Genomic DNA, 13,529 nt, shown 5'->3' on the forward strand with positions numbered 1-13,529 from the left:
CGTGATCACACCTGACGCGGAGCCGACGCGCCGGCACACACCGGTTAAAGGTGTGTGCCGGCCGCCTGCCCTACAGGCTCTTCGCGATGATCCCCTTCATCACTTCATTGGCTCCGGCGTAGATCTTCTGCACGCGGGAGTCTTCGTACATGCGCGCGATCGGGTATTCGCGCATGTAGCCGTAGCCGCCGTAGAGCTGAACACAACGATCGACGACGGCGCACTGCTGCTCGGTGAGCCAGTACTTGACCATCGCGGCGTCCGCGCCGTCCAACTGACCGTTGAGGTGGTCCTCGATGCAGTTGTCGAGGAACACCCGGCAGGTGCGGGCGATGGTCTGGCATTCGGCCAGTTCGAAGGCGGTGTTCTGGAACTCGAAGAGGCTGTGCCCGAACGCCTGTCGCGCTTTGGTGTAGGCGACGGTCTCTTCGACGGCCCGTTCGATGGTGCCGATGGCCTGAGCGCCGATGATGAGGCGTTCCTGCACCAACTGCGCCATGAGCTGACCGAAGCCGCCTTCTGACTCACCCAGGAGATTCGAGACCGGAACGCGAACGTTGGTGAACGAGAGTTCCGACGTGTCGGCTCCGTGCTGGCCGACCTTGTCGAGGACGCGGCCCACCGCAAAGCCTTCGCAGTCGCGAAGATCGACGATCAAGAGCGAGACACCCTTGGCGCCGGCTTTGGGATCGGTCTTGACCGCGAGCACGATCATGTCGGCGCTGCCACCGTTGGTGATGAAGGTCTTCGACCCGTTCACCACGTAGTGGTCACCGTCGCGGATAGCCGAGGTGGTGATGGCCTTGAGGTCGGAACCTGTTCCCGGCTCGGTCATTCCGATGGCACCGAGGATTTCACCCGTCGCCATGCCAGGCAGCCAGGCCTTCTTCTGCTCTTCGTTGCCGTACTCGAGTACATAGTGCGCGACGATGCCGCTGTGCACGGAGTTACCAAGCGCGTAGTCGCCGCAATACCCCTGCGCCTCGAAGACTGCGAGGTCGTGCGCAAAGGTTCCGCCGCCCCCGCCGTATTCCTCGGGGATGGAGCAGCACAGCAGGCCGAGCTTGCCGGCTTCGAGCCACACGGACCGGTCGACGCGATGCTGGGCGTCCCACTGCTCACGCTTCGCGATCAACTCACGATCGAAGAAACCGCGGGCCAGTTCGGCAACTGCGGTGATCTCGTCGTCGTACCACGACGGCTTGCGCTTGGTAGCCATGATCAGACTCGCTTGAGCAGGGCTGCGAGTGCCTGACCGCCGCCGATGCACATGGTGACGATGCCGAATTCGAGGTCGCGGCGGACCATGTCGCGGGCTGCGCGCAGGGTCAGGATCGCGCCGGTTGCGCCGACGGGGTGTCCGAGCGCGATGGCGCCGCCGTACGGGTTGGTCTTCTCCGGGTCGAGGCCCGCGTCACGGATAACGGCGATGGCCTGCGAAGCAAACGCCTCGTTGACCTCGGCGGTGCCGATGTCGGACGGCTTCAAACCTGTTTGCGCAAAGAGCTTTTCGAGGGCGAGCACGGGAGCGTAGCCCATCAGGCCCGGCTCCATGGCTGCCGTCGTGACGGCTTCGAGGGTGACCAGACCGGTCAGGCCGCGCTTGGCAGCCTCCGTGCCGGTTGCAAGAACGAGGGCTGCGGCGCCGTCGTTGATGCCCGACGCGTTACCGGCGGTGACGGAGCCGCCCTCTTCGAATGCGGGGCGCAGCTTCGCGAGGGTTTCCATCGTGGTGCCGGACTTGGGGTGCTCGTCCTCGGTGACGGTGACGGAGCGACGGCCACCGGTTTCGACGGCGGTGATCTCCTCGGCGAAGGCAGCCTTCGCGGCGTCGGTGGCTGCGCGTCGCTGCGATTCGACGGCAAACTCGTCCTGCTGCTCGCGGCTGACGCCGTACTTACGGGCGACAGCTTCGGCGGTGCGGCCCATGTGGGCGTTGCTGAAGGGGTCGGTGAGCATCGCGACGGTGCCGTCGACGAGACCGTGATCGCCCAACTTGAAGCCGGCGCGGGCGGAGAAGTCGTAGAACGGCATGCGGGACATGCTCTCGTCGCCGCCCGCGAGGGTGATGTCGGCGGCGCCCCAGCGCATCTGCATTGCTGCCGACCAGATTGCCTGCAGACCGCTGCCACACAGGCGATTGACGGTGTAGGCGGGAACGTTCTCGGGCAGTCCGGCGGCGATGCCGACGCGGCGCGCGTTGTAGGCGTCGGGGCCGACCTGGCCGATGCAGCCCATGACAACCTCGTCGATGTCCTCGGGTGCAACGCCGGCGCGGGTCAGCGCGGCCCTCGCAGCCGTGGCGCCCAGCTCGTGTGCGGGAACGTCCTTGAAGACGCCACCGAAGCTACCGACCGGGGTGCGAGCCCCGTCGACGATGACGATCGGTTCGGGTGTGGTCATGATTGTCCCCATCTGCTGTGCGCACGGCGCTCGAAATTCTCGGTCCGTGGCCGATACTAGGACATCTAAGTATCGCGCAGATGGGGACGTAGGCGTCAGGCCTTTGTTGTGGCTGCCACCGTCGGGGCTACCTCCGCCGGCGCGGCCTCGCTCTTGTCGTCGTTGCGGTAGCGGTAGAGCCCGATCCCCACGAGGATCGCCGCCAGGCCCAGGGACACGAACATCTGACTACGGGTCGAGTCGAGAACGACCATGCCGATGCACAGCGCGATGATCGCCGCGATGGTGGCGTAGGTGAGGTACGGGAAGAGCCACATCTTCAGTTCCAGTTCCTGGCCAGACGCTTCGAGCTTTCGACGGGTTCGCAACTGGGACACGGAGATAACGAGCCAGACGAAGAGCGCGATCGCACCGGAGGAGTTCACCAGGAACAGGAAGACCTTGTCCGGGGACAGGTAGTTCATGCCGACGGTCAGGAATCCGACGATGGTCGAGACCAGCACGGCGCGCATCGGGACACCGGTCTTCTCGATGCGGGAGAGCGACTTCGGGGCGTCGCCGCGGCCGGCGAGGGAGAAGATCATGCGGCTTGCTGTGTACAGGCCGGAGTTCAGGCAGGACAGCACGGAGGTGAGCACGACGACGTCCATGATGTTGCCTGCAGCCGGAATGCCGTACGAGTCCATGACGGCGACGTACGGGCTCAAGGCGACAGATGCGCTGTCCCACGGCAGCAGCGTGACGACAACGGCGATCGAGCCGATGTAGAAGATGAGGATCCGCCACACGACGGATTTGACGGCTGCGCGGACAGCTTCCAGTGGGTTGGCCGATTCACCAGCGGCAATCGTGGCGATTTCCGCTCCGAAGAACGAGAACACCACCACAAGGACTGCGGCGAGCATCGCTCCCGTGCCGTTGGGCAGGAATCCGCCGTGGCCGGTCAGGTTGGTCATGCCTGGCGCTTCGACGCCGGGCATCCATCCGCAGATCGCTACGATGCCCATGCCGAGGAACGCCACGATGGCAACAACTTTGATGGATGCGAACCAGAACTCGAACTCACCGAACGACTTGACCGAGATGATGTTGGTCAAGGTCAGCACGATCATCAGAATCAGTGCCCAGGTCCATTGCGGAACTCCCGGCACCCAGCGGTTCATGATGAGAGCGCCTGCGGTGGCCTCGATTCCGAGGACGATGATCCAGAACCACGCGTACAGCCAGCCGATCGAGAAGCCGGCCCAGCGGCCGATGGCCTTGTCTGCGTACGAGGAGAACGACCCGGTTTCCGGGGACGCTGCCGACATCTCGCCGAGCATGCGCATCACGAGGATGACAACGACGCCGGCAAGTGCGTAGGAAATCAGGACGCCGGGGCCTGTTTCCTGGATCGCCACGCCGGAGCCGACAAACAGTCCGGCCCCGATGACGCCCGCGATCGCGATCATCGACAGGTGCCGCTTCTTCAGCGTGTGCTGAAGCGCGGGTTGGTCCGTACTGGACATCGAAACTCCTTGTGGGATTCTCCGGTGGGATTCTTCGGTGGGATTTGGGTGGCGCTTTTTTGGCTAGCGCCAGTGTCGGACCTCGAACCCCGCCGCGACAGGCTCCACTTTGTACAAACGTGACCGCAGGCACTACATAGTGGCGCGAACAAGGTGTCAGACTGGACCCATGCCGATCACCCTGCGCCAGCTCTGCGCGACCGAACAGTTCGGCCTGCGCGTACTGGCCGGACATGATCAGCTCGATCGCACCCTGACCTGGGCACATGTCTCCGAACTACCCGATCCGACGCCCTTCCTCGACGGCGGTGAACTACTCCTCGTCACCGGGGTGTCACTACCCATGACGGCCGCCGGAACAACCCGATTCGTACGGACCCTGGTGGGCGTCGGAATTGCGGGAATCGGTTTCGGAACCGGCCTCGGATACGAGGAAGTACCGCAGGCTCTCGTGGATGCGGCCACCCGTTTCAACGTGCCGCTTCTCGACGTCCCTTTGCGAACACCGTTCATCGCGCTGACAAAAACGGTGTCTCGGGCGCAGTCCGAGGACGACATGAAAGCCCTGCGCAACAACTATCAGAGTGTGCGGCGATTGCTCCAGGCCGCCGTGACGGTCAACGGAACGCGGGCAGTCGTGCGCCGGGTCGCGGAGTTGATCGGCGGATGGGCAGCCCTGCTGGACTCGGCGGGGCACACCGTCGAGATATCGCACACCGCCGCGGCTGCGGGAATCGAGCGCACCACCGCGGCAGCGGGAATCGAGCGCACCGCCCCCGAGCGTGACGCCCGCCCGATGGAGGTCAGCTTTGTCACGAGCGAGAACGAAGATGTCATCTCTCATCCCTTGACTACGTCACGCGGAAAGCTGATGGGATACCTCGTCGCCGGCTGCCCCGGCGCCGTCGGATCACTGAATCAGGGCATCGTCATTGCCGCCGCTTCCCTGCTGACCTTGATGACGGCCCGCACCCGAGATGCACAACTGACGATGAATCACTTGCGCACGGTGGCAATGCATCAGCTTTTCGAGGGCCAGAATACGCTGGCGCGCAACATTTCCGGAGAACTGTGGGGCGGTTTTCCGGTCGAGCCCTTTCAGGTCTTTCACGTCGCGGGCCCCGTCGGCCTGCTCGAGAGCGTGTCCGTCTCATTGCTCGACGGTCTCAGCCGCGACTTGGCATTCGGCATCACCGACGGCGCGCTCATCGCCGTCGTCTCGGCAACGGACAGTGGCCGAATTCTCGCTCGCGTCAAAGGTATCGACGTCACCGTCGGCGTGTCGGACATGTTGTGGTGGGACGATCTCTCGCGGGCCAGAAGGCAGGCCGCGCAGGCAGCGGCGGAGGCCAGTGCACGAAACCTACCGTCGATGCGGTTTGCGGAACTCTCCGAAAGTGGATTGTCGGCGTTTCTCGATCAGGATCGGTCGACGGCTTTCGCGGCCGCCCATCTGCGGCCACTACTCGAAGCAAAAGGCGGCAGCGACCTCTACCGGACCTTGGCCATGTGGCTGGCCCATAACGGAGTGGGCGACACCGCGGCCACCGCACTGAACATTCATCGACACACGTTGCGCAGCAGACTCGCTCGCATCGAGAGCCTCTTGCAACTCGATCTCAGCTCTCCGACCGAACGCGCCGAACTGTGGCTCGAATATCGACTGCTCGGCGACGCCCCCACCATCTGATTTCCGGCCGTAAACGACCTGTCGGGCCTACACCGGATTGCGGCGAGGCCCGACAGAATCGTTTTTGTGCGAGGTAGATATCGACCGATCTTCCCCTAGCTCATATCCGTCGGTATCCACTCGCGGAGCACGTTGGCATCAACTACCTGCGCACCCAAAATCTCGGTCCAGATGATGGTTCCGTTTTCGAAGACGCGGAAGGTGCCTGCCTCGGAGGGCAATTGCATCTCCGGCCCGACTGGGGCACCGAGAGTGCCGGTGGCGCCACCGTACTCTTGATACTTAGCCTCGATCGGCGTCTCGACAACCGTACCGGACGAATCGGTAATTTGCGAGTTTAGTTCTGGCGCTACAGTTTCCGATACCGGGCTCTCTACCACACCAGCGCCGTCACCGATAGTGAACCAGTCGGATTTCAGCCCCAATTTCACCCTTGCCTGCATTCCCGTGACACCGACGGTTGCCTTTGTCCCGACAACCTCGAGAGCGGTGACACGGCCGCCGTCGACGCCGAGGCCGTTTCGCGAGAGAACCTTCAGTGACGTCAATTCGCCGACACCGAAAGCCTCCGCGATCTCGCCCGCGGAGAACATCTGCGTCCAGTCGTGATTGGGCGAGATGGTGTCACCTTCGTCTGCCACGGCCGGGAAGGCGCCGCCTGAGCTGTAACCGCCTGTGGACGAGGAGAATTCGGTAGCAACGATGTCGCCGTCGCGTGAGAGAACGGCGCCGGTGGTGCTGCGCACGGCGTCGGTAGTGCGCGGATCTTCCTTGCCTGCGCCGCCGTACACCTGGCAGTCCTGGGTGTCACAGGTGTCGGCGTAAGAGCTGCGATGCTCGACGGCGGCATACGATCGCGCGGCAACGGCTTGAGCCCGCAGTGCTTCTGCCCCACCGGAATCGGCCCATTCGGCCTTCGCCTCTACCGGCACGACTCCGAGGAGGTAGTCCTCCATGTCGAGCAGGTTGACCGTGCGCGCCGCACCGTTGTCGAGCACAACGCCGAGCGCACCGCGGTACGGGGCGTTGTCGTCGCACATCGTCAAGAACTGGTCGGCCGGCCGGTCCGGGGACAGATCGACCGGATCCACCCACGGATGGTCCGTGACCGCTTCCCAGACGACACCGCCGCCGCAGCCGCTGGTGACGACCACACTGGCGCCGCCGCCGGGAAGTGCGGTCAGGTGGGCGGCTTCACCGGGTGCGGTGCGCTGCCCGTTCACGACCAGGCCGGCGGCGGAGTACACGTCGAGGGTCTCGTCGTCGTGGGCCGTCAACCGAACGCTCATCTGAGCGGCCGGCATGGAGTCGAGGACGGTACCCCCGTAATAGTGGCTGAGAATTCGCTCGCCGGACCAACCCTGGTTTTTTGCGTAGCCGTAGGCGCCCCATTGGCCCATGCCGCGGCCGTGGCCGTTGCCGTGGCCGGAGAGAGTGAATTGAGTGTCGGCGGAGACTACGGGCATAACAGACTGGTCGTCTTGGTAGAGAGTTCCAATACCTCCGACGGCAATTCCGAGCGCCAGAGCAGGAATCAATCCCAGCACCGAGATGCGCATCACGGAACGGCGTCGACCGGGGCCACTCACCAAGAAACGGCGTCTAACAGGTGTTTTACCTGCAGTTCCGCTTCGCTCGCTCTTCGCCATCCACGTTCTCCTCAACACCGCCGGACTCACGGGGTTGCGAAGTCGGTTCTCCGCACGCGGTCCAGTCCACAACGATTCAGTTAAAGTCTCACCCTAAGGTTGAGCGTTATGGACTCTTGTGACTAGTGTGGCAAGAGTGCCTGGACTTAGCAACACCAGTCACACGAGTCACATCCGCATCACGAGTTGCAGACATAAGCGACCGAAAGATGGAGTTGATCCGCGCAACATGGCTTCCGACCTGCTCGGATCCGGTTCCGGCCGATTCTGTTCGAGGCCGTTACCGGCCCTGAAATTCGCTCGTAAGTAACTACAACCGAGGAGTCATCCCTTGCCACACCGTCGACCGAAGCCCTCATTCGTACTTGGGGCCGTAGCCGCACTGGCTGTCGCAAGTCCTTTTGCGGTATACGGCCTCACCAACGACACGCCTGACGTCCGCTCGGCAAACGAAACGTCGTCCGTGGCGGTGCCCACCCAGATCTCGCAGGTTCTGCTCGCGTCGGTTCCCGACATCGTCATTCCGCTCAAGGAACTGACGGGGCTCGATCTGCCCGACATCAACCTCGGCGATCTGAAGGCACTGATCCCCACCGACATCGCGCTGCCTCCCGGAATCACGATTCCGACGGAGCTTCTGCCGGCACCGGCCGATCCGGCCGCGCCGACGGAAACGCCTGTTCAGGATGAAGAATTCCCCGGCGCTGTGGTCAAGCAACTCACTCGCGACGCCCCGTTCAGCATGGTCGCGTTGACCTCGGACACCGTCGACTCGGCGCAGTCCAAGATTCGCGCACTGTCCGAGGACGGTATCTGGGGCCCGTGGTTCTCCCCCGACGCCATCGACGCCGAACAGGCAACGAAGACTCTCTCCGCTACCGAACCCCTCTACGTCGGACTCACCAAGGCCATCCAGATCCTGACGCCGCGGGACGCACCGGCAACCGATGCAGCACCCGCGCCCGCCTCATCGGCGCCGGCAGAGGTAGCGCCCACCACTGAGGCCGCCCCCGCTCCCGAAGGCGAACTCGGCTACACCCCGGCATCGGTGTCGAAGCCGCTTCGCCAGGTCGAGACCACCGCTGACGCGGTCACGGCCGTCCTCATCGATCCGGGCACCAGCCCGTCGGACGACAATCTGCAGGCAGTTGCAGCGCCGTTCTCCACCGGCGGCCCCGCGGTGATCACGCGCTCGCAGTGGGGTGCGGACGAAGGCCTGCGTTGCGACGGCCCGACGTACGACGACGGTCTCGGCGGTGCCACCGTGCACCACACCGCGGGTGTCAACAACTACACGAAGGCCGAGTCAGCTGGGATCGTCCGTTCGATCTACGCCTACCACGCACAAACGCTCGGCTGGTGCGACGTCGGATACAACGTGCTCGTCGACAAGTACGGCCAGATCTTCGAAGGCCGTGCAGGTGGTCTGGACAAGCCCGTCCAGGGTGCACACGCTGGTGGTTTCAACGAGAACACCGTCGGTATCGCGATGATGGGTGACTACTCCACCGTTCAGCCGTCGTCGGCGATGCTGAATTCGGTTGGCCAGTTCCTCGGGTGGCGACTCAAGTTGGCCGGCCTCAATCCGCTCGGACGCACTACGATGTACTCCGAAGGCACGCCGTACACGCCGTACCCGCAGGGCGCTGCAGTCGATTTGCCGATCATCTTCGCTCACCGTGACGTCGGAAGCACCGCTTGCCCAGGTGACGCCGCGTACGCCCGCATGGGTGAAATCCGCCAGATCGCAGCCAATGCGGCTAACGGAGTGACGGCGCCGGCCAACCCCGTCACGCCTCCAGTCCAGAAGCCCAACACTCCGGCCGACACCGTGGCCGGTACCGGATCTTCCGTGACGGACCTGGTCAACCAGGTTCTGAAGTTGACCGACAATTCTCCGCTCGCACAGAAGTGGATCGCCGAAGGTGGCGACCTCGGCCGTCTCGGTGAGGCCATCACCGGAGAACTGCAGGCCAAGTTCGGCAATCTGGGAGCGTTGTTCCAGAACGGCGCTATCTACACCTCCCCCAACGGGGGCGTGTACACCGTGATCGGTGAGATCTTCAAGGCGTGGCAGAGCTACGGATCAGATCTCGGTTCCCTCGGACTCCCCATCTCGGACGAATACTCGATCCCGGACGGCTTCCGCAGCGACTTCGAGAACGGCGCCCTGATCTTCAACCAGATCACCGGTGTAGTCACACAGATTCTCAATGCCGTGGGATAACTCCTCCGACAAGTCCTCGGGCGCTGGTGGGTTTTACGACCACCAGCGCTCGAGGACTTTTGCGACCCCATGCTGCGAATTGGTCTCGGTAACTTCGTCGGCTGCTGCCTTCGCCTCGGGGTGGGCGTTGCCCATCGCGACGCCCAGATCCGCCATCGCGAGCATCGGAATGTCGTTGGGCATGTCGCCGAACGCCACCAGCCCGGACAGGTCGAATCCGAACTGCTTCGCCGCAGCCACCAGGCCCGACGCCTTCGTGATGCCGGGAGCCGAGAGTTCGATCAGCCCGTTCTCCGTGGAGTACGTCATGTCCGCCAGCGACCCGACGTGCGGGGCAAGGGCGTCGTACATTGCGGTGCTTGTCATTCCGGGCCGACGGATCAGCAGTTTCACGGCCGGTACCGCCAGTACATCGTCCTCGGACATCTCCGTGTTGTCGGGGTTGAGCCACGCGTGTTCGTAATCCGGGGAGCTGACAAATTGTGGGGTAGCCGCGTCGTGGGCGCTCTCCCCCACTCGTTCGGCTGCCAGGCCGGCACCGGGAAGCACGCTGAGCGCCAGCCCCGAAAGTTCGATGAGCGCTTCCACTGACAGGGTTGCGGCGCTGAGCACGCGGTCGGCATAACTGTCGTAGACAACTGCGCCGTTGGCGCAGACCGCCAAAGGTGCGTAACCCAGACTTTCGACGACCGGTGAAATCCAGCGCGGCGGACGACCGGTTGCCAGCAGGAATGGAGTTCCCGATTCCACGACGGCATGAACAACCTCGCGGGTGCGAGCACTGACCAACTCATCCTCGTTGATCAACGTGCCGTCGACATCTGTCGCGACAAGAGTTGGGCGGGCTGGACTGGTCGGACGCTCTGGGCTCACCCCGCCATTGTGCCTGTGAGGTACGACGGTCTCGCCGAGTGTGCTCATTTCGCGTGTCCGCACCGGACACCCCGACATTATTAATTGAACCTGTCGGAAATGGTATGTCCCGCGGCAATCCGACACAGATTCTCGACACGAGTTCCCGACGGAATAGACCTGCACAATTACATCGACTGTCCGGGTGTCGAAAATCGATCTATTCTCGACGCCCAAATTCTATTATCGCGCCCGATAGCCACCCCACACCCCCCAGGCCACCATCTCAGTCCAACCTCTCCTATGCGCCGCAGCCAACTTCGCTCGGTTATCGGGATCGCTGCACTGGCGATTTAGCGGGCCTGACTGTCGGTACCCCGTGCTTCAATGCAACATTCCAGGCGCACGCCGGGCGTCCATGAGTGTGTATGAGGTCAACATAAATGATTGAGCGCATTGTCATCCGGGGCTACCGCCTCTTCCAAGACTTCGAGATGGTTCCCACTGCAGGGCTCAATATCGTCGTGGGCGGAAACGAAGCGGGTAAATCGACTCTATTGGAGGCGATCAGTCTCGGTCTAACGGGACGGGTCGACGGTCGTTGGGCCGAAGAACAACTCAATCCGTACTGGTTCAACCAGAAACTGGTGGCCAATTACTTCGCGGAACTCGCTGCCGGGAATTCTCTCAAGGCCCCCGAAATCCTCATCGAGCTTTTTCTCAGCCCCGCGAACCCGGACATCCATATCCTCCGCGGCGTCTATAACTCCCGCGCTGAGGATGCACCGGGTGTGCGCATCCACATCAGGCCGTCGACCGACTACTCCGAGGAATTCGCCAGCTACCTTGCTACCCCTGACCGCCCCGACATCATTCCCGTCGAGTACTACGAAGTCGAGTGGCAGGACTTCGCCGGCGCGATACTCCACCGCCGACCGAAGAGCTTGGGTGTGTCCTTCATCGACTCTCGAACGATCCGGTCAACCTGGGGACTCGACTATCACACACGCGAGATGCTCGGCGACTTCGTCGAGGCGAAGGAGCGGGCTGCGATCTCTGTCGCGCACCGCAGCGCACGGCACAACATTTCGGAAACGGCGCTTGCCGAGGTAAACAAGCGCATCATCGCCGAGGGCACCAAGCTTCACGACAAAGACCTTGCCTTGCAGATGGACCAGTCAGCCGGCGCCTCCTGGGAGGCGAGTGTTGTACCGCACGTTGGCGAAATCCCGTTCGCGCTCGCTGGCCAAGGCCCTCAGGCCGCGATAAAAGTGGCGCTCGCGATGAACCGCTCGGCGGACACCACCTCCTACGTTCTGATCGAGGAACCGGAAAATCACCTCTCCCATACCAGCCTCACACAGCTGATCGCCCGCATCGAGGCACTTGCCGGCAATCGGCAGGTCTTCATCACCACCCACAGCTCCTACGTTCTCAACCGCCTTGGACTCGACAAGCTCCGACTCCTGCACGCAGGAACACCGACGACTTTCTCCGACATCTCGGCGGACACCGTGCTCTACTTCAAACGCCTCTCTGGCTTCGACACCCTCCGCATCGTTCTGGCGGACAAACTCGTCCTTGCGGAGGGACCGTCCGACGAGATGCTCTTCGAACGCGCCTTCCGAGACAAACACGACGATAAGACGCCCATCGAAGCTGGGATCGACGTACTGTCCATGGCCGGCGTTTCTCTGGCTCGAGCCCTGGAACTCTCTGCGGCACTCGACCGTCAGGTCGCTGGAATCCGGGACAACGACGGCAAGCAGCCAAGCCACTGGGAAGGGAAAGTCGCCGCCTATCTCCAGCCAGGGAAACGCCAACTGTTCATCGGGGATCCAGCCGACGGCAAGACCCTCGAGCCTCAGCTGATCCACGCCAACGGGGACGCTACTTTGCGAGCGCTTCTGCCGATTACGGACGATACGAAGACCACCCTCGACTGGATGACCGGCCACAAGACCGATGCCGCCCTGAAAATCGTCGAATCAAAAACTTCGATCACGTTCCCGGACTACCTGATGAAAGCAATCGAGTTCGTCGAATGAACCGAGTCACTCTCGCCGTCGCCGGCTCCCACAAGACACAGTCGATCGTCGATGCCTGTGCGGGTGGAGCACCCGGCGTACGCCGACTCGCGCTGACGTTCACCCAGACCGGACAGGCCGAGATCAAGGGACGCCTCCAGCAAGCCTGCGCCCCCGGAGCAGCCCCCGAGGTCATGGGCTGGTTTACGTTTCTGCTTCGGCACTGCATCCGCCCGTATCTTCCGCTGCGCTTCCCCGAACAGCGCCTCCGCGGACTCAACTTTGACGGTGAGCCTGTTGGCGGGAGGTACGCCAAGGAAGCGGCCCGATTCTTCGACGCTGAGGGTCGCGCATATCGACTCCATCTCTCCAAGCTGGCCTACGACGTATCCGTAGCGAGCAACGGCGCCGTCGTCGATCGGCTCTCCCACATCTACGACGAGATCTACATCGACGAAGTACAGGACCTAACCGGATGTGACCTCCACATCGTCGAGCAGCTTATGAAAGCGCCTGGCATCGATGTTCACATGGTCGGCGACGTGCGGCAATCGGTGTTCGATACCAACCCTCAGGACCCGAACCTCAGGAAGTTCCGAGGGGTGAAGATGCTCGACTGGTTCGAACTGCACCGAGCCTCAGGTCTTCTCGACGTCCATCGCAACCAGGAAACTTGGCGTGCAAACCAGGCGATTGCCGATTTCTCCGACTCGCTTTTCCCCTCCGAGTTCTGCTTCGAATCGACAACCTCGAAGCAGACCGAGATCACGGGCCACGACGGGGTCTTCGCGATCGCTGAGGCTGACATGACGCTGTACATGAACCAGTTCAATCCGCAAGCACTACGAGACCGGATCACCACCGCGAACGATGTGGAGCTGTCGTTTCGCAATTTCGGGACTGTAAAGGGCCTGACCTTCGACCGAGTGATCATCTACCCGACGAAGTCCATCACTGCCTTTCTCACAAAGGGAACGAAGCTCAAGCCGAAGACCGCCTGCGGGCTCTACGTGGCCGTGACCCGCGCCAAACACTCTGTGGCGTTCGTAGTGCCGAGCCCGGCCGCCACCGGACTCACATCCTGGAGCGCATCCCATAGTGACGATGGCGTGGCCGACGAAGTGTCAGGTCGGGACGCTGCGCTCTCACCGGAACCATCTCATAAGTAGGCGC

At 62.8% G+C, this 13,529-nt stretch carries 9 protein-coding genes; 4 read left to right on the plus strand and 5 right to left on the minus strand.

Annotated features, from left to right (window positions below; all coding sequences use genetic code 11):
• Nucleotides 1-70: 70 nt before the first annotated feature.
• The 3 genes from ACFRFQ_RS26715 to ACFRFQ_RS26725 form a co-directional block, all read right to left on the minus strand.
• Nucleotides 71-1,219 carry an acyl-CoA dehydrogenase family protein gene (locus ACFRFQ_RS26715; protein ID WP_378664529.1) on the minus strand — a complete coding sequence of 383 codons (1,149 nt, stop codon included), beginning with the start codon at nucleotides 1,217-1,219 and terminating at the stop codon, nucleotides 71-73.
• Between the two features lie 2 nt (nucleotides 1,220-1,221).
• Nucleotides 1,222-2,403 (minus strand): thiolase family protein, encoded by a 1,182-nt coding sequence (locus ACFRFQ_RS26720; RefSeq protein ID WP_378664531.1) that lies wholly within the window; start codon nucleotides 2,401-2,403, stop codon nucleotides 1,222-1,224.
• A 95-nt stretch (nucleotides 2,404-2,498) separates the two neighbouring features.
• Complete coding sequence (locus ACFRFQ_RS26725; protein ID WP_378664533.1) at nucleotides 2,499-3,911, minus strand: amino acid permease; 1,413 nt, start codon at nucleotides 3,909-3,911, stop codon at nucleotides 2,499-2,501.
• A 169-nt stretch (nucleotides 3,912-4,080) separates the two neighbouring features.
• On the opposite strand from ACFRFQ_RS26725, the gene ACFRFQ_RS26730 reads away from it, so the two are divergent.
• Complete coding sequence (locus ACFRFQ_RS26730; RefSeq protein WP_378664535.1) at nucleotides 4,081-5,601, plus strand: PucR family transcriptional regulator; 1,521 nt, start codon at nucleotides 4,081-4,083, stop codon at nucleotides 5,599-5,601.
• Between the two features lie 95 nt (nucleotides 5,602-5,696).
• Here the strand turns inward: ACFRFQ_RS26730 and ACFRFQ_RS26735 are convergent, their stop codons facing one another.
• Nucleotides 5,697-7,250 carry a SpoIID/LytB domain-containing protein gene (locus tag ACFRFQ_RS26735; RefSeq protein ID WP_378664537.1) on the minus strand — a complete coding sequence of 518 codons (1,554 nt, stop codon included), beginning with the start codon at nucleotides 7,248-7,250 and terminating at the stop codon, nucleotides 5,697-5,699.
• A 331-nt stretch (nucleotides 7,251-7,581) separates the two neighbouring features.
• Between ACFRFQ_RS26735 and ACFRFQ_RS26740 the strand changes: the two genes are divergently transcribed.
• Entirely contained in the window at nucleotides 7,582-9,477 is a 1,896-nt protein-coding gene (locus ACFRFQ_RS26740) for an N-acetylmuramoyl-L-alanine amidase (protein ID WP_378664539.1), read from the plus strand.
• A gap of 33 nt (nucleotides 9,478-9,510) precedes the next feature.
• Here the strand turns inward: ACFRFQ_RS26740 and ACFRFQ_RS26745 are convergent, their stop codons facing one another.
• Nucleotides 9,511-10,350: an HAD family hydrolase gene (locus tag ACFRFQ_RS26745; RefSeq protein ID WP_378664541.1), complete on the minus strand. Its 840-nt coding sequence runs from the start codon at nucleotides 10,348-10,350 to the stop codon at nucleotides 9,511-9,513.
• A gap of 422 nt (nucleotides 10,351-10,772) precedes the next feature.
• Here ACFRFQ_RS26745 and ACFRFQ_RS26750 point away from each other — a divergent pair, with 422 nt between their 5' ends.
• Nucleotides 10,773-12,377 carry an ATP-dependent endonuclease gene (locus ACFRFQ_RS26750; protein ID WP_378664543.1) on the plus strand — a complete coding sequence of 535 codons (1,605 nt, stop codon included), beginning with the start codon at nucleotides 10,773-10,775 and terminating at the stop codon, nucleotides 12,375-12,377.
• Nucleotides 12,374-13,525 carry a UvrD-helicase domain-containing protein gene (locus ACFRFQ_RS26755; protein WP_378664545.1) on the plus strand — a complete coding sequence of 384 codons (1,152 nt, stop codon included), beginning with the start codon at nucleotides 12,374-12,376 and terminating at the stop codon, nucleotides 13,523-13,525. Before ACFRFQ_RS26750 ends, ACFRFQ_RS26755 begins: the two co-directional genes overlap by 4 nt.
• The last annotated feature ends 4 nt before the right edge of the window (nucleotides 13,526-13,529 follow it).

Origin of the sequence: Rhodococcus sp. NPDC056743 (assembly GCF_042790355.1) — a bacterium.
In the GTDB taxonomy this organism is placed as follows: domain Bacteria; phylum Actinomycetota; class Actinomycetes; order Mycobacteriales; family Mycobacteriaceae; genus Rhodococcus_F.